Below are 26,354 nucleotides of genomic sequence, written 5' to 3' on the forward strand. Positions count from 1 at the left end.
TATCATGAGAAGGAGTTGAAAATGAATTTTTCAAAAATGGATGAATACTTTGAAAAATCAAAACTATGGATTGCATATCTATTTGTTTTCATTTCGATTTTAAGTATGAGTTCACTGGTTTATAAGATAGCTAATCCTCTTTACAAGGGATTATCAGCAATTGTATTGTTTTACATTTGCTATACGTTATTGTTTAAGTGGAAAAAAATTATAGTAGATCGTAAATTTCTGTCCTTATTTGGTCTATTGGCTGGAAGTCATCTGTTATCAGCTATTTTCAATCGCTCTGGACATTTGATTGGAAATGTGATCGAGATCCTCTTTATGGTAACCTATATTTTATTATTTACCATGTTAGAATCAGGGCAACTTAAAAAATTATTTGACTGGATTGCCTATACGGTTCAAATTGTCTCTTTTTCTTCAGCAATTTTTGCGTTTACATTATTAGTAAGTAAAGTACTTATTCTATTTAAAATTGGACAGCAATCTTATTACTATGGTGTTATGAATGGGCGTTTGTGGGGAATTGTTAATCCCAATGCTAGTGCAATTTTTTCATATATTAGCATTGTTTTGGCTATGTATTTGATTCATAAAGGAAACAAATACTCTGTTTATCTAAAACTGAATAATGTGATTCAATTAGTTTACTTCGCAACTATGCAAAGTAGAGGAGCTTTATTATCTTTAGTGTTGATGATTGGGTTATATAGTTTCTTTATTAACAGGGGCAAGCTAGCTAAGCGATTTCTTACTTTTATTGTTGTTGCCCTACTTGTCTCTGTTGCTAACATAGGATTGAGTTATGTAACTTCTATTTACATATCTTCGGGGAAAGCAACTGTATTAGACTTAAATAAAGGACAATCTTATGCAGAAACGGATTCCTCAGTTATAAAAAAAACAGGTGAACTTCATCTAATAGAAACAACACCTAGTGGTAGAACTTATATTTGGAAAAATGCCATAAAAATGGGAAGTGCAAAACCAATTTTTGGTTATGGTGTAAGGAATGTTCCAGATTATTACACAAAATATTTCAGTAAATTTGAGATTCAAAATTCTCTTATTGGTGGAAATTTCCATAACATTTTTGTAACCATATTTGTTAGTTCTGGAATTTTAGGTTTAGTATCCTTTCTACTTTTACTAGGATATATAATTAAGCGCTTTTTGACTTATTTGATTGTTTCTAAAAAGAACTCTGAAAAGTTGATTATGATTCTTTTCTTTGGCATCTTGTTCGGTCAATTATTTGAAAGTCAGATTATGTACTCAACTAACTTTATTAATATTATCTTTTGGTTGATTGTTGGTTATGGATTAGTTGTTTGCAAACGTGATGAAGGTATTCGTTATCAGGAAGTAACTGATATTAGAGAGATTCAACAGATGGAACTAGGAATCATGGAATATATTCATGAAGTTTGTCAGAAAATTGGTGTCAAATATTTCCTAGCTTATGGCAGTCTTATCGGTGCGGTTCGTCATAAAGGTTTTATTCCTTGGGATGATGACATGGATATCTGTATGTTACGAGAAGATTATGAGAAGTTGCAAGACTATCTTATCGCTAACCCTGACGAACGTTACGAAGTGATGTCTTATAAAAATAATCTCAACTATGTCTATCCCTTTATGAAAGTTCAGGATAATCAAACTTATTTACTAGAAGAAGATGTTCGAATTGATTCCAATATGGGAATTTATGTAGATATTTTCCCTGTAGATGGTTACGAGGATGACTCAGTTTTTAAAGATAAAATGACGAGACTTATAAAAAAACGTCAATTAAGCTGTTATACATTTAAAGGGATTACCAATACTAAAAGTCTATTAAATTCTCTAATTCGCTATATATCAGTCATTATCTTCTATTTCACAAATACGAATAAGCATATTAGAGGCATTGATGAGCTTGCTCAATCTAGAAAAGTAGATGATTATGAGTTGGTTGACTATCTTATTTATAAAGATATGAATAAACCAGTCTGGAAGCGGGAGTGGTTGAATCAAACTATTACAGGTGTATTCGAAGGTAAGGAATTTATGATTCCAAAAAACTATCATGAAATTCTGACCTCGGACTACGGAGATTATACGCAACTGCCACCAGTTGAGCTAAGGTTCTCTCATCATGATTTTCAATTGTGGAAGATTATTAAGGTATCTCAATGATGTCATTGAAATGAAGAAGCCATTAACTCGATGTAAAAAGATTAGGAGTGAATAATAGATGTCAGAGAAAATTTTGACTCTTGAAGAAATTAAACAAATTGAATTAGATATTTTAAACTATTTGCATAAATTGTGTGAGGAGCATGAAATCAAGTATTTTATTGATTTTGGAACCTTGCTAGGAGCTGTACGCCATAAAGGTTTTATTCCTTGGGATGATGATACCGATATTTCTTTGGCTCGAGATGAATTTGAAAAGCTCTATGAGATATTAAAAAATGAAAAACATCCCTACTACAGATTAATTTCATATAGAGAAACAAAAGGCTACCCTTATACATATATGAGAGTTTATGATGTGAGGACAAGAAGAGATGCTAATCTTTTGGATAAGTCGGTTATTCTGGGTACTTGTGTTGACATTTTCCCATACGATGGGGTTGTCACAGATGAACATGATAGAAAAAAGATGAGGCTTTATAAACAATTTATTCGACTTTCGTCTCTGAATTTCAAAGGAGTCAAAATAGATAATGGAGGTGTCAAAAATTTACCACGGTATCTTGCATCTGCAATTTTTAGACTGACTTCTCCACAGAAATGGAATGAAAAATTGGAGAAATTAGCTTTGCAATATGATGTTGAGCAGGCTACAGATCTTGCATGTACTACCTATGACTCTTACTATCCAAGTGGAATTAAGAAAGAGTGGTTATATGATACAATTGAAATGCCATATGAGAATATTCTTGTGAAGGTTCCTAGAAAATTCCATGAGATTTTGGTTTACGAGTTTGGTGAAGACTATATGACTCCTCCGCCTATTGAACATCAAAATCCAGGAACTGATAAAAATTACTGGATTGATTAATTTATGAGAAAGTTGCTTTGATAATTCGATAAAATAAATAGCCTACCTATCTACTGGAATATTCCTTGTTTTAGATAGGTAGGTTATTTATTTAATTTCTTTTCATCTTAGCAAGAGCAAGATTGAGTGCATAGTAGAATGTTTTATCTTTTGTGATAAAAAGTATCAAGAGATAGTAGATTCCACAAGTTGTAATAGTCGAGAGAACCATGAGGATCATATTGAGGTTGACTGTATAAGAGTTGATTTGGAAAAGGAATTTAAATGTGAAATAGATGGGAATGAATCCGAGCGATACAATAGTATAGCGTGTTAAAGTAGTAAAGATTTCTTTTAAGTCAAGTAGATGATGTTTCTTGATAAAGTAAATCTCTAGTAGAACAACTACGGTTTCTGCAATAATAGTAGTAGCAATGTAATACTCTGGTGAAAAAATATTATTGAAATATAAGAGACTGTTGAGTAGGATATTAGCTCCGCCACCAATAAAGTAAAAGGCTGTTAAACGATTTTCGTGGTCGTTGATGAAGATAATTTGTTTACCGAGAATCAACTCAATAGCCCAAATGATAGTTCGAAAGGCGAAGACACTAGTCACAATACCAGCTTCAAGGTATTTTTCAGAAGAGTAGATGACAGTTGCGTAGTTCCCTAATACCATAATCCCAATACTGGTTGGAATGATGAGGAAGTAAAAGAGGGCAGCGCCTTGATTTAGAAGATTTTTATAAGATTCGTAGTCTTTCTTACCGAGATAGTAGCCAAGACGTGGAATACTGACGTTGATAGCTCCACTCAGGACACTGGCAATCAACATGACGATGCTGGAAGCAATGGTGTAATAAGAAATATAGTTTTCATCAGGCCCTTTGGTGATAAACATTCTATCAAGTAAGGTATAGAGCATATTGGCATTAGCTAGAAGCAACATGGTCAATAGCGGTTTAGATGCTTTGACTAATTCGACAAGACCAATCTTAACAAAGGAAACTTCTCGCTTAATCCAGAGAAAACTGAGCAGGTAGTTAAGGATAGTGGTTGCACTCATAATGATTGCATAAGGTACGATATCGTCTGGAGTTTTTACAAAGGTAAAGATTGCAACCAACATGGCTATCCGTATAATTAATGTCTTATATAATATAAAGGCGTAATTTTCATATGCTTCATTCATCCACTCAATATAGAGGAATTGGAAGAGTGCTTGTACTCCGAGTATATAGTAGAGTTCTTTCAAATTTTCAATACTGGTATCCATGTAAATAAATAAGAAGTAGATACCTGTTGTAAGGACAGATGTAATCACTGAGATATAGAATAACTTGGAGAAGACATAATTAATTTTCTCCTTATCATCCTTAACCTTACTGATAGCTCGAATCCCATAGTTGTAAATCCCAAAGGCAGCTAAAGGAATGACAAAGCTAGCCCAGGTATTGGCGGTATTGAAGTAACCGTAGTTGGATTTGCTGAGAATCCGTGTCAGATAAGGATTAGTTATCAGCGGAAAAACGATATTGAGAACATTGACTAGCAAGCTAGCCAGTGCATTAACTTTTATATTTTTCATTGTACTTTCTTTCTTGTATTGTAAAATGGTCTCTAGTATTATATCACATTCTCGCTTCATTCTTTTGATAAAATCGTAAAAATCTAGTATAATAGATAGAACTGAAAGTATGAGGTTACTAGCAATGAAAATGAAACAAATTAGTGATACTACTTTAAAAATCACGATGTCTTTAGAGGATTTGATGGATCGAGGGATGGAGATTGCTGACTTTCTTGTTCCTCAAGAAAAAACAGAAGAGTTCTTTTATGCTATCTTGGATGAGTTAGAGATGCCTGATAGCTTTCTAGATACAGGCATGTTGAGCTTCCGTGTGACTCCAAAACCTGATAAGGTAGATGTCTTTGTGACCAAATCAAAGATTGACCAAAATCTAGATTTTGAAGATTTATCGGATTTACCAGACATGGAAGAATTAGCCCAAATGTCGCCAGATGAATTTATCAAAACCTTGGAAAAAAGCATCGCAGAGAAAACCAAGGATGATATCGAAGCGATTCAATCTCTAGAGCAAGTCGAAGCCAAGGAAGAAGAGCAGGAACAGACTGAACAAGAAGTTGAAAGCAAGAAAGAGCCTTATATCTACTATATCCTTTCTTTTGCTAAGTTGGCTGACTTGGTAGCTTTTGCCAAGACAGTGACTTTTGAGATGGAAACTTCTGAACTTTACAAGATGAACGAGCGCTATTATTTGACCATTCTAGTGGATATTGAAAACCATCCTAGTCCTTATCCAGCTTGGCTGTTGGCTCGTATGCGCGAGTTTGCGGACGATAGTGACATCAGTCGCTCAGTCTTGCAAGAGTATGGCCAAGTCTTGATGAATCATGATGCAGTACTTAATTTGCAAAAGATTGGATAATCATTTCTGGAAAGCTATTTCTAGATTTTAAGAAGAGCGAATCGTCTGATTCGTTTTTCTTTTTATACTGAAATAGTGAATTACTATAATAGGAATTTTCACAAAATTCTGTTATAATGGCTATATTAGAAAATTTCGAGGAGACAAACATGACAGTTAAAATTGCTTTACTAGGATTTGGTACCGTTGCAAGTGGTGTGCCTTTCCTCCTAAAGGAAAATGGAGAAAAAATCAATCAATCAGCACATTCAGAGATTGAAGTTGCTAAGGTATTGGTCAAGGATGAAGATGAAAAGAATCGCTTGCTTGCAGCAGGGAATGACTTTAACTTTGTAACCAATGTGGATGACATTTTATCAGACCAAGACATTACCATCGTAGTGGAATTGATGGGGCGTATCGAACCTGCTAAGACCTTTATCACTCGTGCCTTGGAAGCTGGGAAGCACGTTGTTACAGCTAATAAGGACCTTTTGGCTGTCCATGGTGCAGAATTGCTAGAAATCGCTAAAGCCAACAAGGTAGCACTTTACTACGAAGCAGCAGTAGCGGGAGGTATTCCAATTCTTCGCACTCTAGCAAATTCATTAGCTTCTGATAAAATCACGCGCGTGCTTGGAGTAGTCAACGGAACTTCTAACTTCATGATGACCAAAATGGTGGAAGAAGGCTGGTCTTACGATGATGCTCTTGCGGAAGCACAAAGACTAGGTTTTGCTGAAAGTGACCCTACAAATGACGTAGATGGAATTGATGCAGCCTACAAGATGGTGATTTTGAGCCAATTTGCCTTTGGTATGAAGGTTGCCTTTGACGATGTAGCCCACAAAGGAATTCGCAATATCACACCAGAAGACGTAGCTGTAGCCCAAGACCTTGGCTATGTAGTGAAATTGGTTGGTTCTATTGAGGAAACTCCTTCAGGTATTGCTGCAGAAGTAACTCCAACCTTCCTTCCTAAAGCGCACCCACTTGCTAGTGTGAATGGCGTAATGAACGCTGTCTTTGTAGAATCTATCGGTATTGGTGAGTCTATGTACTATGGGCCAGGTGCTGGTCAAAAGCCTACTGCAACAAGTGTTGTGGCGGATATTGTCCGTATCGTTCGTCGTTTGAATGATGGAACGATTGGTAAAGACTTCAACGAATATAGCCGCGACTTGGTTTTGGCAAATCCAGAAGATGTTAAAGCAAACTACTATTTCTCAATCTTGGCTCCAGACTCAAAAGGTCAGGTCTTGAAACTTGCTGAAATCTTCAACGCTCAAGATATTTCCTTCAAGCAAATCCTCCAAGATGGCAAAGAAGGTGATGAGGCGCGTGTCGTTATCATCACACATAAGATTAATAAAGCCCAGCTTGAGAATGTTTCAGCTGAATTGAAGAAGGTTTCAGAATTTGATCTCTTGAATACCTTCAAGGTGCTAGGAGAATAAGATGAAAATTATTGTACCTGCAACCAGTGCCAATATTGGGCCAGGTTTTGACTCGGTCGGTGTAGCTGTAACCAAGTATCTTCAAATTGAGGTCTGCGAAGAACGAGATGAGTGGCTGATTGAACACCAGATTGGCAAATGGATTCCCCATGACGAGCGTAATCTCTTGCTCAAGATTGCTTTGCAAATTGTACCAGACTTGCAACCAAGACGTTTGAAAATGACCAGTAATGTTCCCTTGGCGCGTGGTTTGGGTTCTTCCAGCTCTGTTATTGTTGCTGGGATTGAACTAGCCAACCAATTAGGCAAGCTTAACTTATCTGACCATGAAAAGTTGCAGTTGGCGACCAAGATTGAAGGACATCCAGACAATGTGGCTCCAGCCATTTATGGTAATCTCGTTATTGCAAGTTCCGTTGAAGGTCAAGTCTCTGCGATTGTGGCAGACTTCCCAGAATGTGATTTTCTAGCTTACATTCCTAACTATGAATTACGCACTCGCGATAGCCGTGGTGTCTTGCCTAAAAAATTGTCCTACAAGGAAGCTGTTGCTGCTAGTTCAATCGCTAATGTAGCTGTTGCAGCCTTGTTGGCAGGAGACATGGTAACAGCTGGGCAAGCAATCGAGGGAGACCTCTTCCACGAACGTTACCGTCAAGACTTGGTAAGAGAATTTGCAACGATTAAGCAAGTAGCCAAAGAGAATGGTGCCTATGCAACCTATCTCTCTGGTGCTGGACCGACAGTTATGGTCTTGGCTTCTCATGAAAAGATGCCAACGATTAAGGCAGAATTGGAAAAGCAACCTTTCAAAGGAAAACTGCATGACTTGAAAGTTGATACCCAAGGTGTCCGTGTCGAAGCAAAATAAAAAATAGAAGACAGGATGGGGAAACCACTTGACCAGAGGGCTTCCTATCCTTTTTTTGAAAAGAAGTCTAGTTAAAAACTTGATAAAGGAGAAACAAAGATGGCAGAAATTTATCTAGCAGGTGGTTGTTTTTGGGGCCTAGAGGAATATTTTTCACGAATTTCTGGAGTATTAGCAACCAGTGTTGGCTACGCTAATGGTCAAGTCGAAACGACTAATTACCAGCTACTCAAGGAAACAGATCATGCAGAAACGGTCCAAGTGATTTACGATGAGAAGGCAGTGTCACTCAGAGAGATTTTACTCTATTATTTCCGAGTCATCGATCCCTTATCCATCAATCAACAAGGGAATGACCGTGGTCGCCAATATCGAACTGGGATTTATTACCAAGATGAAGCAGATTTGCCAGCTATCTACACTGTGGTGCAGGAGCAGGAACGCATGCTGGGTCGAAAGATTGCAGTAGAGGTGGAGAAACTTCGCCACTACATTCTGGCTGAAGATTACCACCAAGACTATCTTAAGAAGAATCCTTCTGGTTATTGTCATATCGATGTGACCGATGCTGATAAGCCATTGATTGATGCAGCAAACTATGAAAAACCTAGTCAAGAAATGTTGAAGGACAGTTTATCAGAAGAGTCCTATCGTGTCACCCAAGAAGCTGCTACAGAGGCTCCATTTAGCAATGCCTATGACCAAACCTTTGAAGAAGGGATTTATGTAGACATCACGACGGGTGAGCCACTCTTTTTTGCCAAGGATAAGTTTGCTTCAGGATGTGGTTGGCCAAGTTTTAGCCGTCCGATTTCTAAGGAATTGATTCACTACTACAAGGATTTGAGCCATGGAATGGAGCGAATAGAAGTTCGTTCTCGGTCAGGCAATGCTCACTTGGGGCATGTTTTCACAGATGGCCCTCGGGAGTTAGGTGGTCTCCGTTACTGTATTAATTCGGCTTCCTTGCGTTTTGTAGCCAAGGATGAGATGGAAGAGGCAGGATATGGCTATTTATTGCCTTACTTAAACAAATAAAACAGAGATGGTGGGCGATTCCCACTTTCTTTATTTCTAGTATACGAATAGAAGGGATTTATGAAACACTTATTATCTTACTTCAAACCCTACATCAAGGAATCAATTTTAGCCCCCTTGTTCAAGCTGTTAGAAGCTGTTTTTGAGCTCTTGGTTCCCATGGTGATTGCTGGGATTGTTGACCAATCCTTGCCCCAGAAAAATCAAGGTCATCTCTGGATGCAGATTGGTCTGCTCCTTATCTTTGCAGTGATTGGAGTTGTAGTGGCCTTGGTAGCTCAGTTTTACTCAGCCAAGGCAGCGGTAGGATTTGCCAAAGAATTGACGGACGATCTTTATCGTCATATTCTGTCTTTACCAAAGGACAGCAGAGACCGTCTGACCACTTCTAGCTTGGTGACTCGCTTGACTTCGGATACCTACCAGATTCAGACTGGTATCAATCAATTCCTGCGTCTCTTTTTGAGAGCGCCTATTATCGTTTTTGGGGCTATCTTTATGGCCTATCGAATCTCAGCTGAGCTGACTTTCTGGTTCTTGGTCATGGTTGTCATTTTGACCGTTGTCATTGTAGGACTCTCTAGACTGGTCAATCCTCTCTACAGCAGTCTAAGAAAGAAAACGGACCAACTGGTTCAAGAAACGCGCCAGCAATTACAAGGAATGAGAGTGATTCGTGCTTTTGGCCAAGAAAAACGAGAATTGCAGCTTTTTCAAACCCTTAACCAAGTCTATGCTAGATTACAAGAGAAAACTGGTTTCTGGTCTAGTTTATTAACACCTCTGACCTATCTGATTGTTAATGGAACCCTCCTCGTTATCATCTGGCAGGGCTATATTTCTATTCAAGGAGGATTGCTAAGTCAAGGTGCTCTCATTGCCCTTATCAACTATCTCTTACAGATTTTGGTGGAATTGGTCAAGCTAGCCATGCTGATAAATTCTCTCAACCAGTCCTATATCTCAGCCAAGCGAATCGAGCAAGTCTTTGCTGAAGCTCCAGAAAATATCCATTTAGAATTAGAACAAAAGCAAGCTACCAGTGATCAGGTTTTACAAGTTCAAGAACTGACCTTTACCTATCCTGATGCGGCCCAGCCTTCTCTGAGAGACATTTCCTTTGATATGAAGCAAGGGCAAATCCTTGGTATCATTGGGGGAACAGGTTCTGGTAAATCAAGCTTGGTGCAAGTCTTACTTGGTCTTTATCCAGCAGACAAGGGAAGCATTGACCTTTATCGAGATGGATCTAGTCCTCGTAATTTAAAGCAGTGGCGGTCCTGGATTGCCTATGTGCCCCAAAAAGTCGAACTTTTTAAGGGAACTATTCGTTCCAACCTGACTCTAGGTTTAGATCAAGAAGTAACTGATCAAGAACTCTGGCATGCCTTGGAAATTGCGCAAGCAAAGGATTTTGTCAGTGAAAAGGAAGGACTCTTGGATGCCCTAGTTGAGGCAGGAGGTCGAAATTTCTCAGGTGGACAAAAACAAAGGCTGTCTATTGCTCGCGCAGTCTTGCGCCAAGCTCCATTTCTTATCCTAGATGATGCGACTTCGGCCCTCGACACCATTACTGAGTCCAAGCTCTTGAAAGCTATCCGCGAGAACTTACCAAATACAAGCTTAATCTTGATTTCTCAACGGACTTCGACACTCCAGATGGCTGACCAGATTCTCCTCTTGGAAAAAGGTGAGCTCTTAGCTATTGGCAAGCACGAGGAATTGATGCAAACTAGTCAAGTTTATCGTGAAATAAATGCATCCCAACATGGAAAGGAGGACTAGCATGAAACGACAAACCGCAAACCAGACGCTTAAACGTTTGGCAAAAGATTTAGCAAGCCATCCTTTCCTCCTTTTCCTAGCCTTTCTAGGAACTATTGCCCAAGTTGGCTTATCAATTTACCTACCTATTCTGATTGGTCAGGTCATCGACCAGGTTCTAGTGGCTGGTTCTTCACCAGTTTTTTGGCAGATTTTCATCCAGATGATCTTGGTGGTAATAGGAAATACTCTGGTACAATGGGCCAATCCTCTTCTTTATAATCGCCTAATCTTCTCTTTTACTAAAGATTTGCGAGAGCGAATCATCCATAAGCTCCATCGGTTACCGATTGCTTTTGTGGATCGGCAAGGCAGTGGAGAGATGGTTAGTCGTGTGACCACAGACATAGAACAGTTGGCAGCCGGCTTGACCATGATTTTTAACCAATTTTTCATCGGCGTCTTGATGATTTTGGTTAGTATTCTAGCTATGCTCCAAATTCATCTCCTCATGACCCTCTTGGTCTTGTTGTTGACACCACTATCTATGGTGATTTCACGCTTTATTGCCAAACGCTCCTATCATCTATTCCAGAAGCAAACAGAGACGAGGGGGATTCAGACTCAGTTGATTGAAGAATCGCTTAGCCAACAGACCATAATCCAGTCCTTCAATGCTCAAACAGAGTTTATCCAAAGACTGCACGAGGCGAATGACAACTACGCAGGCTATTCTCAGTTAGCCATCTTTTATTCTTCAACGGTCAATCCTTCGACTCGCTTTGTCAATGCACTCATTTATGCGCTTTTAGCTGGAGTAGGAGCTTATCGTATCATGATGGGGTCCACCTTGACCATTGGGCGTTTAGTGACTTTTTTGAATTACGTCCAACAGTACACCAAGCCCTTTAACGATATTTCTTCAGTTCTAGCTGAGTTACAAAGTGCTTTAGCTTGTGCAGAGCGTGTCTATGCTGTCCTAGAGAGTCCTGAGGTGGCTGAAACAGGCAAGGAAGTCTTGACCAGTGACCAGGTTAAGGGAGCTAATTCCTTTAAGCATGTTTCTTTTGGCTACAATCCTGAGAAGATATTGATTAAGGATTTGTCTATCGATATTCCAGCTGGTAGCAAGGTAGCCATCGTTGGTCCGACAGGTGCCGGAAAATCAACTCTTATCAATCTCCTTATGCGATTTTACCCCATTAATTCTGGAGATATCTTGCTGGATGGGCAATCCATTTATGATTATACCCGAGCGTCATTGAGACAGCAGTTTGGGATGGTGCTCCAAGAAACCTGGCTCAAACAAGGAACCATTCATGACAATATTGCCTTTGGGAATCCTGATGCCAGTCGGGAGCAAGTGATTGCAGCTGCAAAGGCAGCCAATGCAGACTTTTTTATCCAACAGTTGCCACAGGGATACGATACCAAGTTGGAAAATGCAGGAGAATCACTATCTGTCGGTCAAGCCCAACTCTTGACAATCGCCCGAGTCTTTCTAGCTATCCCTAAGATTCTTATCTTAGACGAGGCGACTTCCTCAATCGATACACGGACAGAGGTGCTAGTACAGGATGCCTTTGCCAAACTCATGAAGGGACGCACAAGCTTTATCATTGCTCACCGTTTGTCAACCATTCAGGATGCGGATTTGATTCTTGTCTTAGTGGATGGTGATATTGTTGAGTATGGGAACCATCAGGAACTCATGGCTCGAAAGGGCAAGTATTACCAAATGCAGCAAGCTGCAGCTTTTAGCTCAGAATAAGCCTTTCTCTTTTGAAATTTTATAGACGAAAAAAGTTGCCTTCAGGTGACTTTTTTGTTACAATAGCTAGAAAAATTATTCACTGTAAATTGTCTTTTAGAAAAGGAGCCTATAATGAAAGTCTATCAGCATGTAAATATCGTGACTTGTGACCAAGATTTCCATGTTTATTTGGATGGTGTCCTAGCCGTTAAGGATTCTCAAATCGTCTATGTTGGTCAAGAGAAGCCAGAGATTTTAGAGCAAGCTGAGCAGATTATCGACTATCAAGGAGCCTGGATCATGCCTGGCTTGGTCAATTGCCACACCCATTCTGCCATGACAGGTTTGCGAGGAATCCGAGATGACAGTAATCTCCATGAATGGCTCAATGACTATATCTGGCCAGCAGAAGCCGAGTTTACACCAGATATGACTACCAAAGCGGTTAAAGAAGCTCTGACAGAAATGCTTCAGTCAGGAACAACAACCTTCAATGATATGTATAATCCCAATGGAGTGGAGATTGAGCAGATTTATCAGGTAGTCAAGGCTTCCAAGATGCGTTGTTATTTCTCACCGACCCTCTTTTCTTCAGAGGCAGAAACAACTGCTGAGACTATAAGCAGAACACAAGCCATCATCGAGACAATCATAGGATATGAAAATCCAAATTTCAAGGTTATGGTAGCTCCACATTCTCCCTATAGCTGTAGTAGAGACTTGTTGGAAGAGAGCTTGGAAATGGCAAAAGAGCTGAATATCCCCATCCATATCCATGTAGCTGAGACCAAGGAGGAGTCAGGAATTATCCTGAAACGCTATGGCAAACGTCCCCTTGCTTTACTAGAAGAATTGGGTTACTTAGATCATCCGTCTGTCTTTGCTCATGGGGTCGAATTAAACGAGCGAGAAATTGAACGCTTGGCAATATCTCAAGTGGCAATTGCGCATAATCCTATCAGTAACCTCAAACTGGCCTCAGGGATTGCTCCCATCATCCAACTGCAAAAAGCAGGAGTAGCAGTCGGAATTGCGACTGACTCGGTAGCTTCCAATAACAATCTAGATATGTTTGAGGAAGGACGGACAGCAGCCCTTCTTCAGAAGATGAAAAGTGGAGATGCTAGCCAATTTCCTATCGAAACAGCTCTCAAGGCACTGACAATCGAAGGGGCTAAGGTCCTTGGAATGGAAAATCAGGTAGGAAGTCTGGAAGTTGGTAAGCAGGCAGATTTTCTCGTCATTCAACCTAAAGGGAAAATTCATCTCCAACCTCAGGAAAATATGCTCTCTCACCTGGTTTATGCTGTCAAATCCAGTGATGTAGATGATGTTTATATCGCAGGAGAGCAGGTCGTTAAGCAAGGTCAAGTCCTGACAGTAGAACTTTAAAAGAAAAATCACGAAAAATTTTAAAAAAAGTTTGCAAAAATCTTGCATTCTTTTTTTAACTATGCTATACTTATATACGGTTTGAAAAAACTGCCTAAGACAGTAGGGGAGCTAGACTCATAAATATCCTACCGAGGACAAAACGTATCATGTAAAAAGAAGCGTATTGTACTTTCGTGTCTAGGTTTGGGCGCGTTTTTCTTTTGGAAAAATTCCCCAAGCAAAATAATTACGGAGGTGAACACACTAATGAGTGAAGCAATTATTGCTAAAAAAGCGGAACTAGTTGACGTAGTAGCTGAAAAAATGAAAGCTGCTGCATCTATCGTCGTTGTTGACGCTCGTGGTTTGACAGTTGAGCAAGATACAGTTCTTCGTCGTGAGCTTCGTGGAAGCGAAGTTGAGTATAAAGTTATTAAAAACTCAATCTTGCGTCGTGCAGCTGAAAAAGCTGGTCTTGAAGAACTTGCATCAGTATTTGTTGGACCATCTGCAGTAGCATTTTCTAACGAAGATGTTATCGCACCAGCGAAAATCTTGAACGATTTTGCTAAAGACGCTGAAGCACTTGAAATCAAAGGTGGTGCAATCGAAGGCGCTGTCGCATCTAAAGAAGAGATTCTTGCACTTGCAACTCTTCCAAACCGCGAAGGACTTCTTTCTATGCTCCTTTCTGTACTTCAAGCGCCAGTGCGCAACGTTGCTCTTGCAGTCAAAGCGGTTGCAGACAACAAAGAAGACGCAGCTTAATCTTAAGCTACGCAGCGTAGCCTAGCTACGAAAAATCTATTATAAATTTAAAACATATTTGGAGGAAATAACAATGGCATTGAACATTGAAAACATTATTGCTGAAATTAAAGAAGCTTCAATCCTTGAATTGAACGACCTTGTAAAAGCTATCGAAGAAGAATTTGGTGTAACTGCAGCTGCTCCTGTAGCTGTTGCTGCAGCTGGTGCTGCTGACGCTGGTGCTGCTAAAGATTCATTCGACGTTGAATTGACATCTGCAGGCGACAAAAAAGTTGGCGTTATCAAAGTTGTACGTGAAATCACTGGTCTTGGACTTAAAGAAGCTAAAGAACTTGTTGACGGTGCACCAGCACTTGTTAAAGAAGGCGTTGCAACTGCAGAAGCCGAAGAAATCAAAGCTAAATTGGAAGAAGCTGGAGCTTCAGTTACTCTTAAATAAGAGGCACATACCAATTAGAATTCGGGATACTATAGTATCAGCCTTTTAGAATCGTGAACACATTTTAGAAACTGATAAATTAATTTAGTTTCCTACCAAAAACCCTACCAAAAATTAATTTGGCAGGGTTTTTCTTTTTAACAAATTTATCGTGGAGAACAGTTGAATATTGTTCTCCTTTTTTTATTTTCAGGAGGGAAAATGACAAAAGAATTACAATCATCACGCTATATTGTCATTTCATTTTTAGTACGTGAAATGAGAATTGATATTGTTGAAGCCATCTCTCGTATGGCTGAATTAGAAAAAAGTGGCTTGGTTCGATTGGAATAAAGTGGAGATTTAATACTCAAAGAACTTGGAGGGGCGCTATGAAACGAATTACCGCAAATCAATACCAAACTTCAGAACGGTATTATAAATTACCTAAAATTCTTTTTGAGAATGAGGAGGATAGGAATACTCAACCTATCTTGAAAAGAAAAGTTGAAAAGGTCACATTTCTTTATCATTTTTAACCTTGTTTTACTTGTCTTGGCAGGCTGGGCTGGGCATAAGTGGAAGAAGGGATAGAAAATAATCTGAACAAGTTCAAAACGTATTCCGTTTTTTTAGGACATGAAAAATTTTAGAAATTGATTCTTTCTTAAATTTGAATTTCACTAGTAGTGTAAAGATGATTTTTTCTCTGAATAAAATCTGAATTTTCTCTGATACAATCTCAAATGTCAAGGTTCAATAATTGTTGCTTCAGTAGGTGATGAGGGTCTAGATTAAAATAATCAAGAAGCATTGAAACATTACGTTGGAGAACTTAAGGGGGAGGATTATTCATATATAGATGGGAAAGTTATGGTTATTTCTGCTGGATAAGAAATGATATTGATGGCACTCAAATTATATTATTAAATATTACGAATTTTGTTCAAGATAGTGTAAAATAGATTTATACTAGTTTCTAAAAATTTAATTTACATTACAAACTGATGTATTGAGACTATTCTTTGTCAGAAATACGGAGCATTGCAGGTAGTTCTCTAAAATTTTTTGAGGTGATAGAATGTATAAGATATTAGTTGTAGATGACGATTTTGAAATTTTGAAATTGATGCGAACTATTTTAGAGATGAAAAACTATCAGGTAACGACGTATCAAGAAGTGACTGCACCAATCAATATTAATAATTTCAAAGGATTTGATTTGATTTTATTAGATGTAATGATGCCTAATATAGATGGTATGCAAATTTGTAAGCAGATTAGAAATAAAGTAAGCTCCCCTATTATTTTTGTTAGTGCAAAAGACACCGAAGATGATATAGTATCAGGATTGAATTTAGGAGGAGATGACTATATTACAAAACCTTTCAGCATCAATCAATTAATTGCTAAAGTTGCTGCAAATCTCAAACGAGAAGAACGATACAAACAAGGTGAATTAAGTAATCAAATTGTTCGAGAATTATCTCCAATAACGATTTATTTACAAGAAAAAATTGTTTGTATTAATGGAGATAGTCTTGCCTTTACAAGTAGAGAATATGATATCATAGAGCTATTATCTAGCAATCCAAGAAAAATTTTTACTGTACAAGATATATATGAAAACGTTTATGATGATGATGCTGAAACCCTCTTTCGTTCAATATCTGAGTATATCTATCAAATAAGATTAAAATTCTCATCCTATGGAATTAATCCTATAAAAACAGTTAGAGGTATGGGATACAAGTGGCATGATTAAGAAGAATAGTACAATTAGAGGACGTATAATAAGGACTGTTTTAGAACTAGTAACAGGTACGTTACTGAGTATACTTTTATTTTTTATATTTACTTATTTACTTGTTTTTACAGGACAATTAAATGTATACGACTCTAAAATTGAAATTTCAGTGAGTGATACCAGCAATTTAAGTGATGTAGTTCAAGCAATGAATAACTCTATATTTGACTATGTTGTATTTAATCGCAAGACAGATACAATTGAAGAGGGTAATTATCAAAAAAAGGATTTGCCTGCCTATCGAGAAGTTTTTGCTAAAAATGAATCTGTAAGTAATAGTGAGGTGTATTATGGGTATTATGCTAATTCAGAGATTGTACTTACTGTCAGGCAACCCATGATACCTGAGTTTGTTAATCCGAATTTGCGTCACATTTCATTTAATCTATTTTCTTATTTATTTTTCTTCGTTTTCGAAACGATTTTACTCATTTGGTCACTTACAAGATTAATAAAAGAATTTTCAAAAAATTTTCTACTTATACAAAAAAAAGCTTTAAACATGGGGCAGTTAACATTTAAAGAAAAAAAGATTCCAGCTCAAATACAAGAGTTCGATGAAATTCTCTCTGTATTATATCAAAAGGACGACGAGTTAACTAATTTACTCAAATCAGAAAGAAGGGAGAAGGAAGATTTATCTTTTCAAGTTGGTGCATTAGCTCATGATGTAAAAACTCCTTTAACAGTACTAAAGGGAAATTTAGAGTTGCTTGAATTAACTTACCTGACTGATCAACAGAAGGAATATACTCAGTCAATGAATAACAGTATAGTGATTTTTGAAAGATACTTTAGTTCAATGATTGATTATTCAAGATTACTAATTGAAGATAAAGATTATGGGGAACAGATATATTTACCTGATTTTTTAAGTGATCTGTCAGTAGAGGCGAAATCTGTAATGAATAATGCAAAGGTTGATTTCAAAATTATTAATACTACAAAATTAATGTTTTTTAAGGGAAATCGTTTTAATTTAAATAGGGCATTAATTAATATTTTAGCAAATGCAGCAAGATATAGTTCTGGAGAAAAAAAAGTTACTCTTACTATCATTGAGGAAACAGAGTATATTAATTTTGGAGTGTGGAACAATGGTCTCCCTTTTACTGAACAGTCCTTATTAAATGCAGATAAGTTATTTTATACTGAGAATAAAGGTAGGAATAATAAGCACTATGGTTTAGGGTTAGCATTTGCTAAACAAGTTGCAACTAGACATTTTGGAGAATTGTTTTTATCAAATCCAGATAGAGGTGGTGCTCAAGTGACGTTGCTTATTAAAAAATAATTCTATAGGGATATACTAGATAGCTTCCATATAATAGTTATGTATTAAAATAGATGGTTTTCTAAATTGAGGACTGTCTATTTTTTTATTTTTTAAAATTGGAAAATCTGAACAAATTTTGAAAAATAAAGTGTAACGTACAAGTATAAATAAAGGAGGAATTATAGTTATGAATATACAAGTTCAAAAACTTAGAAAATCATATAAGGATAGAGAAGTGCTGAAAAATATTTCTTTTGAAATAAAAGAGGGAAGTATTTGTGGATTATTAGGTATCAATGGTGCTGGAAAATCAACAATTATGAAGATTATTTTTGGTCTTGAAAACGCTGATAGTGGTACGGTTATTTTTAATGGGGGAAAAAATGCGGGCATATATGAGATTGGAGCGCTTATTGAAACTCCTGCTATCTATATGAACTTATCTGCATTTGATAACTTAAAAACTAGAGCATTGTTATATGACATTTCTGACGAACGAATTAATGAAGTATTAAACTTGATTGGGCTATCTAATACGGGAAAGAAAAAAGCAGGGAGCTTTTCTTTAGGTATGAAACAACGTTTGGGATTAGGCATGGCAATAATTACTAGTCCAGATTTGCTCATTTTGGATGAACCTACCAATGGATTAGATCCAAATGGTATAAAGGAATTATTGAATTTAATGATTTCTTTAAAGAAATCAGGAATGACAATTCTTTTATCTAGCCATCAACTGTATGAAGTTAGTAAAGTGGCAGATAAAATTGTTATTTTACATGATGGTCAAATTTTTTACGACGGTTCGAATGTTCAAAGTGATGATTTAGAATCTTTATTTTTTAGAATTGTTCATGGAGGTGACGCAATATGATAAAAATATTTAAATCAGAATGGTTAAAACAGCGAAAAAATACATCCAAAAAATTCTTGATAATAGCTCCTGGCTTGTCGATTTTAATAGCTATATTACTTGTTGGACCGAGTATTATAGAAAGTTTTTCAATATATTGGTGGGAAGCCGTCTTTTTGTATACACTTATTGGATTGTTGTTTTTATATGATTATAAAGCAGAAGAAGCTGCAGGAAACTTCCAGAATATATACTTTCGAAATGATAGCATAAAAATATATATCGTAAAGATACTTTTAAAATTAAAAGATTTACTCATTTCTAACGTATGGTTTTTAGCTATATTATTATTTACAAGTAATTTTTTGTATGCCGACTTAATATCATTGAATATAATTGGTGACTTAATTTGTTTAGTACTTATTTCGATAACATCCATATGGGTATTGCCACTCTTGTATCTATTTTCGAAATGGATCAATCCCTATATCCTAGTATCTATTAACTCCTTGATTTGTTTTTTGGTTGCACCTTTTATCGCTCAAAGTAGCTTTTGGTTCTTCTTTCCTTTTACATATCATTATAAAATTGCTTATAGTCTTATGTATATAAAACCGTCAGGAGATTTAGATTTAACAAATCATGTAACAGACGTTAAAATGGTAGTATTTGCCGTATTTCTATCATTGATTCTATTTATTGTTTCTTTGTTAATGTTAAATTGGAGGTTAAGTAATGATCCAATTGCTAAAAAGTGAAATGATTAAATTTAAAGGTTCGTATCAACTATACATTATTTTGATTTTGTCTACTATACAACTATTGACAATTCCAATTTATATATTATCTGTAAATAACACAATTGTATTGGAAAATATTATCTTTTTACCCATGTTAGGCTATTGTATGATAACTACGATAATCACTTTATTAGTATCTGAACAAGAAATCAATGCTAATAATTATCAGAATATTAGGAGCGGGAGAAATATATCTAGTATATGGGGAGCGAAACTTTTTGTGTTAGATTTACTATTATCTTTACTCACTATTCCTTTATGGGTAGTTGTAGGTATAGAGTTAGAACACTTTTCATATTATTTTTACGTAGGAATAGTTAGTTGGTTATTACTAATATTGCTAAATCATTTCCACATGCTATTGACATTGTTTATTGCGAAAGGTGGAAATTTATTTTTAGCCGTTGTAGAAAGTTTATTTATATTATTTGCAACAAATAAAGTTTTTCTTAATATTTTTTGGATTCCAGTAATTTTGCCAGTTAATATAATTTTAGAAAATAATTTTAGAAGCACAACCTATTTATTAGCTTTAACTTTTTATGTTGTATTATTGTTTGTTGCTAATTTAGTAGTTGTAAGCAGAAAAGGTGTTTAATTATATACTATGATTGAAATGAAGGGAGTGTTAAATTTTTGGATGGAAGTTTGGGAATTGTTTTGACTTTACTTCATATCCAAAATAAGTCTGTAAAGACATATTGGAGAGAGGCGTTATTGATTTTTGATAATTTAACTATAGAAAATTAGGAGGAGAACTATGAAATTCAAAAAAATCTATCTTTCCGTAATTTTTTTCTTAAGTTTACTTGGATTGACTGGATGCACATATGAGAAGTATGATGTTAAATTTCTCGACTCAAGTTATAATCGATTTGATTATAAAGGAGAGCATTATGGTGTAACTAATCAATTAATTTTATATGAAGATATTGAAAGTAAAGTAAGCAATCATTATGATATTTATGAAATATCTTACGATGATTCCAATAATGAAATAAAGAATGATTTATTGGAGATTGGTGACTTATATCAGACCAAGAATAGAGAATTTGCCATAAAAATTGATAGTACTTTCTATAAATGTAGACTACTTGATAATATTTCTAAAGAAGAACTACTAAAAGTTTCTGACTTATTCAATGTTCGCTTAGTAGGAGGATTTGCTATCAATGAGCAAGAAGCCAGAGAGTTGAAGGTAGGGGAACAATCATTTACAATTACTGAAGAAATTATTCCCAAAGAAGAGCTTAGTGCTACAGTTGCTAACTTAGATAATCAAGTGAAGTCAGTCACTAGATTATCAGGGGAGCACGAAAGTTGGAAATATGGAGAAATTTGTTCTTTAAAAAATCAGTCTATCCATGAGAAAGTAGCAGTTAAATTGAATGGAGAATATCATTTGGCTTTCTTAAGAAGTTAAACTGGGCAAAAAGTCTTTAAAAGAAAAAACGCCAAATAATAGAGCGACTACATTAGTAGCTTAAAAACATGATTAAACCGCTATTCTTAGGAGTAGCGGTTTTCCTTTTTATTCTAACAGGGGCAAAAAAGGGGGCGAGTAAGTAATTTTCCAACTTTTTTAATTCAAACTAAAAATCCCCAATCGGAGCGATTGAGGATTGAGCAAATAAATCTTAAACAATACCTTGTGCAATCATGGCATTTGCCACATTTTCAAAGGCAGCAATGTTAGCTCCTGCAAGGTAGTCTTTATCAAGACCGTATGTTTCTGAAGTTGTTTTAGCTGTGTTGAAGATGTTTGTCATGATGTCTTTGAGACGTCCATCAACTTCTTCACGAGTCCATGAGAGGCGAAGACTGTTTTGGCTCATTTCAAGGGCTGAGACGGCTACACCACCAGCGTTGGCAGCTTTGGCAGGTCCGTAGAAGATACCATTTTCTTTGTAAACTTTGATGGCATCAAGGTCGCTTGGCATGTTGGCACCTTCAGAGACACAGATAACGCCTTGGGCAACCAAACGTTTAGCTGCTTCACCATTGATTTCGTTTTGAGTCGCACATGGAAGAGCGATATCGTAGTTACCAGCGTAAGTCCATACAGAGCCTTCATGATAAGTAGCAGTTGCTTTCTCAGCTGCATACTCAGTCAAACGAGCGCGACGTTTTTCTTTAACATCAACCAAAAGATCGAAGTCGATACCATTTTCATCGATGACATAACCATTTGAGTCAGATACAGAGATAACAGTTGCACCAAGTTCAGTTGCTTTTTGAAGAGCGTACTGAGCTACGTTACCAGAACCTGAAATAACAACTTTCTTACCAGCAAAGCTGTTACCGTTAGCTTTGAGCATTTCTTCAGTGTAGTAAACCAAACCGTAACCAGTTGCTTCTGGACGAATCAAGCTACCACCAAATCCAAGAGGTTTACCAGTCAAGACACCAGCATCAAATTGGTTAAGGCGTTTGTATTGACCATAAAGGTAACCAATCTCACGTCCACCAACACCGATATCACCAGCAGGTACGTCAAGTGATGGTCCGATGTGTTTTTGTAATTCAGTCATGAAGCTTTGGCAGAAGCGCATCACTTCAGCATCTGTTTTACCTTTAGGATCGAAGTCTGATCCACCTTTACCTCCACCGATAGGAAGTCCAGTCAAGACATTTTTAAAGATTTGTTCAAATCCGAGGAATTTCAAAATCCCTTGGTTTACAGTTGGGTGGAAACGAAGTCCGCCTTTGTATGGTCCAACAGCTGAGTTGAATTGAACACGGTAGCCGCGGTTTACCTGAACTTTTCCATCACGGTCAACCCAAGGAACACGGAAAGAAATCACGCGCTCAGGCTCAGTAATACGTGCCAAGATATTTTCTTCGATATACTCAGGGTGTTTTTCAAATACAGGTTCCAAAGTGTTGAAAAATTCTTCAACAGCTTGGAGGAATTCAGCCTCGTGCCCGTTACGAGCTTTTACAGTTTCAAACACGCTTTGGATATATTCTTTAGCAGATGTCATATCGTTCTCCTTAAATTCTAATTTAATTATGTGTGTCATTATAGCAGAATTTTTTTTAACTGTAAAGAGAAAAACAAAAATTTTCTAAAAATTCTTTCAATTTGATTTTTGGGATTGTTTGAAATTGGAATTTTTGATAATAGATAAAAATACGAACGTTTTTCTTATAAATGCCTTTCTTAAAGAGAAAATCTGAAAATGTGGTATAATATTAGCAATAAAAGGAATCTGGAGGATCAGAATCATGGTATCAACGAAAACGCAAATTGCTGGTTTTGAGTTTGACAATTGTTTGATGAATGCGGCAGGTGTGGCTTGTATGACGATAGCAGAGTTAGAAGGCGTTAAAAACTCAGCAGCAGGAACCTTTGTCACGAAGACAGCGACCTTGGACTTTCGTCAGGGAAATCCTGAGCCACGCTATCAAGATGTTCCCCTTGGTTCCATCAACTCTATGGGCTTGCCAAATAATGGCTTAGATTATTACCTAAACTATCTTCTGGAATTACAAGAAAAGGAACCGAATCGTACCTTCTTTCTATCCTTAGTTGGAATGTCTCCAGAGGAAACCCATACTATCTTGAAAAAAGTCCAAGAGAGTGAGTTTCGTGGTCTGACTGAGCTAAATCTTTCCTGTCCAAATGTTCCAGGTAAACCTCAGATTGCCTATGATTTTGAGACAACTGACCGAATTTTGGCAGAAGTATTTGCCTACTTTACCAAACCTCTTGGGATTAAATTACCACCTTATTTTGACATTGTTCACTTTGACCAAGCGGCAGCTATTTTCAATAAATATCCGCTCAAGTTTGTCAACTGTGTTAACTCGATTGGGAACGGCCTTTATATAGAAGATGAATCTGTCGTTATTCGACCTAAGAATGGTTTTGGTGGGATTGGTGGGGAGTACATCAAACCGACTGCTCTAGCCAATGTTCATGCTTTTTATCAACGTCTCAATCCTCAAATCCAAATCATTGGAACAGGTGGTGTTCTGACTGGTCGAGATGCTTTTGAACACATCCTCTGTGGTGCTAGTATGGTACAGGTGGGAACCACCCTTCACAAAGAAGGTGTTGGTGCCTTCGAACGTATTACCAATGAACTGAAAGCAATCATGTCGGAAAAAGGGTATGAGAGCTTAGAAGATTTCCGTGGGAAATTGCGCTACATTGACTAAATTAAATCGAAAAATCAGAAGAAAGGAGAGAAGATGCTAGCTATTGAAGAAAGCCAGAAGTTGACTTTATCAAATTTACCTAGTCTGAGCCTATTTACAGGGACAGACCAGGGTCAGTTTGAAGTGATGAAGAGTCAAGTGTTGAAACAGATTGGCTATGATTCTGCTGACCTCAACTTTGCCTACTTTGATATGAAAGAAGTGGTCTACAAGGATGTGGAACTGGAGTTGGTCAGCCTTCCTTTCTTTGCGGATGAGAAAATCGTGATATTAGACCATTTTGTCGATATCACAACAGCCAAGAAACGCTTTTTAACAGATGCTGAGCTCAAGTCGTTTGAGGAATACCTTGACAATCCTTCACCAATAACTAAGTTGTTAATCTTTGCAGAAGGAAAGCTGGATAGTAAAAGACGGTTGGTTAAATTACTGAAGCGTGATGCCAAGGTCTTTGATGCAGTAGAAGCCAAAGAACAAGAATTGCGCCAGTATTTTCAAAAGTGGAGTCAGAAACAAGGTCTGCAGTTTGCCAATCATTCTTTTGAAAATCTCCTCATCAAGTCTGGTTTCCAATTTAGCGAAATCCAGAAAAATCTCCTCTTTTTACAGTCCTATAAAGAAGACTCTGTTATCGAGGAAGAGGATATTGTTAACGCTATTCCCAAGACCTTGCAGGACAATATTTTTGATTTAACTCAGTTTATTCTGACTAAAAAGATGGATCAGGCGCGCGACTTGGTTAGAGACTTGACCTTGCAAGGGGAAGATGAAATTAAACTGATTGCAGTCATGCTAGGACAATTTCGGACTTTTACTCAGGTGAAAATTTTGTCGGAGTCTGGGCAAACAGAATCGCAGATTGCAAGTAGTCTAGGAAGTTTTCTCGGACGCAATCCTAATCCCTATCAAATCAAGTTTGCGCTGAGGGATTCACGAGGACTTTCCTTGAGCTTTTTGAAGCAAGCTATTTCTTATTTGATTGAGACAGACTATCAGATTAAGACAGGTCTTTATGAAAAGAGTTTCCTTTTTGAAAAGGCACTCTTGCAGATTGCTAGTCAGGTAAATTAATCCTATCTGAAAAATTTTTTTAACCCGCGTCAGGATTATCTTGTCGTGGGTTTCTTGCTGATTTCCTTATCTATAAGCAAAAAACTTGAAAAAAGTGAATGTTTGCGTTATCATTTTCATATAGAAAGAAAAAGAGGTATTACAGATGGCTATTATCTTACCAGAACTTCCATATGCATACGACGCTTTGGAACCATACATCGATGCGGAAACAATGCACTTGCACCATGACAAACACCATCAAACTTATGTCAACAATGCTAATGCAGCTCTTGAAAAACACCCTGAAATCGGTGAAGACCTTGAAGTCTTGCTTGCTGATGTGGAATCTATTCCAGCTGATATCCGTCAAGCACTTATTAACAACGGTGGTGGACACTTGAACCACGCTCTTTTCTGGGAATTGATGACTCCTGAGAAAACAGCTCCATCAGCAGAACTTTCAGCAGCAATCGATGCAACATTTGGTTCATTTGAAGAATTCCAAGCAGCCTTCACTGCAGCAGCAACAACTCGTTTCGGTTCAGGATGGGCATGGTTGGTTGTCAACAAAGAAGGTAAACTTGAAGTGACTTCAACAGCAAACCAAGACACACCAATCTCAGAAGGTAAAAAACCAATCTTGGGCTTGGACGTTTGGGAACATGCTTACTACGTGAAATACCGCAACGTGCGTCCTGACTACATCAAAGCTTTCTTCTCAGTAATCAACTGGAACAAAGTAGATGAATTGTACGCAGCCGCTAAATAATGGTATATGGAGGGAAGAATGCTTCTTCTCTTTTTTAGGTTATATGATTTTTTAGGTCATATGATTCGAGTCTGACAAAATCGTCAGACTTTTTTCATTTTTATGAGAAACGTGCTAACTGCTAGAAATTATGGTAGAATAAAGTATTAAGTAATCGTGGAAAAAGGATATCTATGCGAAAAGAAATTGCACCTGAATTATACAACTATAACAAGTTTCCTGGTCCTGAGTTTCATTTACACGGGGACAAGGTTGAAACGGAAGGGATAGCTTTTTCCTTGGTGGAAAATATCAAGGATGCCTTTGATGTGACGGCTTTTAATCAGCGTTTTTCAGAAGTCTTAACCAAGTTTGATTATATCGTGGGAGATTGGAGCAACGAACAGCTTCGCCTACGAGGTTTTTACAAGGATGATCGAACAGAAGAAAAACTTGAAAAAATCAGTCGTTTACAAGACTACCTTTTAGAGTATTGTAGTTATGGTTGTGCCTATTTTGTCTTAGAAAATGAAGCTCCTAAGCGAGCATCATTTGACAAGAAAATGCGTAAGAAGGAAGAAGAAACACCTTCTAAAAAAGGAAAGAAACCGGTTCAAACCAAACGAAAACCGAATGCAGATAAGAAAAATAGACGTCGTCAGAAAGACCAGCATTCTCAGAAAGAGGACAAGGGACAACGTCATTTTGTCATTCGTCAGAAGTGAGTAGAGAATAAGGAGAAGA

General features: G+C 37.2%; 24 protein-coding genes, 1 pseudogene and 1 other annotated feature. Of the genes and pseudogenes, 23 read left to right on the plus strand and 2 right to left on the minus strand.

Features of this window, described 5'->3' with window-relative positions; translation table 11 throughout:
• Nucleotides 1-21: 21 nt before the first annotated feature.
• Entirely contained in the window at nucleotides 22-2,181 is a 2,160-nt protein-coding gene (locus JQ841_RS07480) for a LicD family protein (protein ID WP_203180553.1), read from the plus strand.
• Nucleotides 2,182-2,239: 58 nt separating this feature from the next.
• Complete coding sequence (locus JQ841_RS07485) at nucleotides 2,240-3,052, plus strand: LicD family protein (RefSeq protein WP_203180554.1); 813 nt, start codon at nucleotides 2,240-2,242, stop codon at nucleotides 3,050-3,052.
• Nucleotides 3,053-3,143: 91 nt separating this feature from the next.
• Here JQ841_RS07485 and JQ841_RS07490 read toward each other — a convergent pair whose 3' ends face one another.
• The gene (locus JQ841_RS07490) at nucleotides 3,144-4,622 is read right to left on the minus strand and encodes an oligosaccharide flippase family protein (protein ID WP_203180555.1); all 1,479 of its coding nucleotides are present in this window, start codon (nucleotides 4,620-4,622) and stop codon (nucleotides 3,144-3,146) included.
• A 124-nt stretch (nucleotides 4,623-4,746) separates the two neighbouring features.
• Here JQ841_RS07490 and mecA point away from each other — a divergent pair, with 124 nt between their 5' ends.
• The 17 genes and pseudogenes from mecA to JQ841_RS07570 all read left to right on the plus strand — a co-directional run bounded on the left by mecA (nucleotide 4,747) and on the right by JQ841_RS07570 (nucleotide 21,068).
• Nucleotides 4,747-5,484 (plus strand): adaptor protein MecA, encoded by a 738-nt coding sequence (gene mecA, locus JQ841_RS07495; protein WP_203180556.1) that lies wholly within the window; start codon nucleotides 4,747-4,749, stop codon nucleotides 5,482-5,484.
• Nucleotides 5,485-5,633: 149 nt separating this feature from the next.
• Nucleotides 5,634-6,920, plus strand: a complete 1,287-nt coding sequence (locus tag JQ841_RS07500; RefSeq protein WP_203180557.1) for a homoserine dehydrogenase — start codon at nucleotides 5,634-5,636, stop codon at nucleotides 6,918-6,920.
• Between the two features lies 1 nt (nucleotide 6,921).
• On the plus strand, nucleotides 6,922-7,791 hold the full coding sequence (gene thrB / locus JQ841_RS07505) for a homoserine kinase (RefSeq protein ID WP_203180558.1): 870 nt from the start codon (nucleotides 6,922-6,924) through the stop codon (nucleotides 7,789-7,791).
• Nucleotides 7,792-7,890: 99 nt separating this feature from the next.
• Nucleotides 7,891-8,829: a peptide-methionine (R)-S-oxide reductase MsrB gene (gene msrB / locus JQ841_RS07510; protein ID WP_203180559.1), complete on the plus strand. Its 939-nt coding sequence runs from the start codon at nucleotides 7,891-7,893 to the stop codon at nucleotides 8,827-8,829.
• A gap of 60 nt (nucleotides 8,830-8,889) precedes the next feature.
• On the plus strand, nucleotides 8,890-10,614 hold the full coding sequence (locus JQ841_RS07515; protein WP_203180560.1) for an ABC transporter ATP-binding protein: 1,725 nt from the start codon (nucleotides 8,890-8,892) through the stop codon (nucleotides 10,612-10,614).
• A 1-nt stretch (nucleotide 10,615) separates the two neighbouring features.
• A complete protein-coding gene (locus JQ841_RS07520; protein WP_203180561.1) occupies nucleotides 10,616-12,364 on the plus strand; it encodes an ABC transporter ATP-binding protein in 1,749 nt (582 codons plus the stop codon).
• A 114-nt stretch (nucleotides 12,365-12,478) separates the two neighbouring features.
• Nucleotides 12,479-13,738: a TRZ/ATZ family protein gene (locus JQ841_RS07525; RefSeq protein WP_203180562.1), complete on the plus strand. Its 1,260-nt coding sequence runs from the start codon at nucleotides 12,479-12,481 to the stop codon at nucleotides 13,736-13,738.
• A 75-nt stretch (nucleotides 13,739-13,813) separates the two neighbouring features.
• Nucleotides 13,814-13,949 (plus strand) — a sequence feature (ribosomal protein L10 leader region).
• A gap of 38 nt (nucleotides 13,950-13,987) precedes the next feature.
• A complete protein-coding gene (gene rplJ / locus JQ841_RS07530) occupies nucleotides 13,988-14,488 on the plus strand; it encodes a 50S ribosomal protein L10 (protein WP_001287281.1) in 501 nt (166 codons plus the stop codon).
• 73 nt (nucleotides 14,489-14,561) lie between these two features.
• Nucleotides 14,562-14,930, plus strand: coding sequence for a 50S ribosomal protein L7/L12 (rplL, locus tag JQ841_RS07535; protein WP_001196965.1), 369 nt, complete (start codon nucleotides 14,562-14,564; stop codon nucleotides 14,928-14,930).
• A gap of 201 nt (nucleotides 14,931-15,131) precedes the next feature.
• Nucleotides 15,132-15,263: a hypothetical protein gene (locus JQ841_RS10125; RefSeq protein ID WP_080976406.1), complete on the plus strand. Its 132-nt coding sequence runs from the start codon at nucleotides 15,132-15,134 to the stop codon at nucleotides 15,261-15,263.
• A 38-nt stretch (nucleotides 15,264-15,301) separates the two neighbouring features.
• Nucleotides 15,302-15,379, plus strand: a pseudogene (locus tag JQ841_RS07540) (replication initiator protein A); the annotation flags it as partial.
• 611 nt (nucleotides 15,380-15,990) lie between these two features.
• Nucleotides 15,991-16,674 (plus strand): response regulator transcription factor, encoded by a 684-nt coding sequence (locus JQ841_RS07545; RefSeq protein ID WP_024057852.1) that lies wholly within the window; start codon nucleotides 15,991-15,993, stop codon nucleotides 16,672-16,674.
• Nucleotides 16,667-18,010 (plus strand): sensor histidine kinase, encoded by a 1,344-nt coding sequence (locus tag JQ841_RS07550; RefSeq protein WP_203180563.1) that lies wholly within the window; start codon nucleotides 16,667-16,669, stop codon nucleotides 18,008-18,010. The genes JQ841_RS07545 and JQ841_RS07550 overlap by 8 nt, the downstream gene beginning before the upstream one ends.
• A 169-nt stretch (nucleotides 18,011-18,179) precedes the next feature.
• Nucleotides 18,180-18,866, plus strand: a complete 687-nt coding sequence (locus JQ841_RS07555; protein ID WP_084926488.1) for an ABC transporter ATP-binding protein — start codon at nucleotides 18,180-18,182, stop codon at nucleotides 18,864-18,866.
• Nucleotides 18,863-19,603 carry a lantibiotic immunity ABC transporter MutE/EpiE family permease subunit gene (locus JQ841_RS07560; protein ID WP_024056656.1) on the plus strand — a complete coding sequence of 247 codons (741 nt, stop codon included), beginning with the start codon at nucleotides 18,863-18,865 and terminating at the stop codon, nucleotides 19,601-19,603. Before JQ841_RS07555 ends, JQ841_RS07560 begins: the two co-directional genes overlap by 4 nt.
• Entirely contained in the window at nucleotides 19,581-20,243 is a 663-nt protein-coding gene (locus JQ841_RS07565; protein ID WP_203180564.1) for an ABC-2 family transporter permease, read from the plus strand. The genes JQ841_RS07560 and JQ841_RS07565 overlap by 23 nt, the downstream gene beginning before the upstream one ends.
• A 162-nt stretch (nucleotides 20,244-20,405) precedes the next feature.
• Nucleotides 20,406-21,068, plus strand: coding sequence for a NisI/SpaI family lantibiotic immunity lipoprotein (locus tag JQ841_RS07570; protein ID WP_203180565.1), 663 nt, complete (start codon nucleotides 20,406-20,408; stop codon nucleotides 21,066-21,068).
• A 214-nt stretch (nucleotides 21,069-21,282) separates the two neighbouring features.
• On the opposite strand, the gene gdhA is transcribed toward JQ841_RS07570, so the two are convergent.
• Entirely contained in the window at nucleotides 21,283-22,629 is a 1,347-nt protein-coding gene (gene gdhA, locus JQ841_RS07575) for an NADP-specific glutamate dehydrogenase (protein ID WP_000199532.1), read from the minus strand.
• Nucleotides 22,630-22,873: 244 nt separating this feature from the next.
• Here gdhA and JQ841_RS07580 point away from each other — a divergent pair, with 244 nt between their 5' ends.
• The 4 genes from JQ841_RS07580 to JQ841_RS07595 all read left to right on the plus strand — a co-directional run bounded on the left by JQ841_RS07580 (nucleotide 22,874) and on the right by JQ841_RS07595 (nucleotide 26,335).
• Entirely contained in the window at nucleotides 22,874-23,809 is a 936-nt protein-coding gene (locus JQ841_RS07580; RefSeq protein ID WP_000255154.1) for a dihydroorotate oxidase, read from the plus strand.
• Nucleotides 23,810-23,842: 33 nt separating this feature from the next.
• Complete coding sequence (gene holA / locus JQ841_RS07585; RefSeq protein ID WP_203180566.1) at nucleotides 23,843-24,880, plus strand: DNA polymerase III subunit delta; 1,038 nt, start codon at nucleotides 23,843-23,845, stop codon at nucleotides 24,878-24,880.
• A gap of 145 nt (nucleotides 24,881-25,025) precedes the next feature.
• On the plus strand, nucleotides 25,026-25,631 hold the full coding sequence (gene sodA / locus JQ841_RS07590; protein WP_203180567.1) for a superoxide dismutase SodA: 606 nt from the start codon (nucleotides 25,026-25,028) through the stop codon (nucleotides 25,629-25,631).
• A gap of 173 nt (nucleotides 25,632-25,804) precedes the next feature.
• Entirely contained in the window at nucleotides 25,805-26,335 is a 531-nt protein-coding gene (locus tag JQ841_RS07595) for a YutD family protein (protein WP_049551866.1), read from the plus strand.
• Nucleotides 26,336-26,354: the final 19 nt, after the last annotated feature.

Source organism: Streptococcus mitis (assembly GCF_905187535.1).
Classification (GTDB): Bacteria; Bacillota; Bacilli; order Lactobacillales; family Streptococcaceae; genus Streptococcus; species Streptococcus mitis_BS.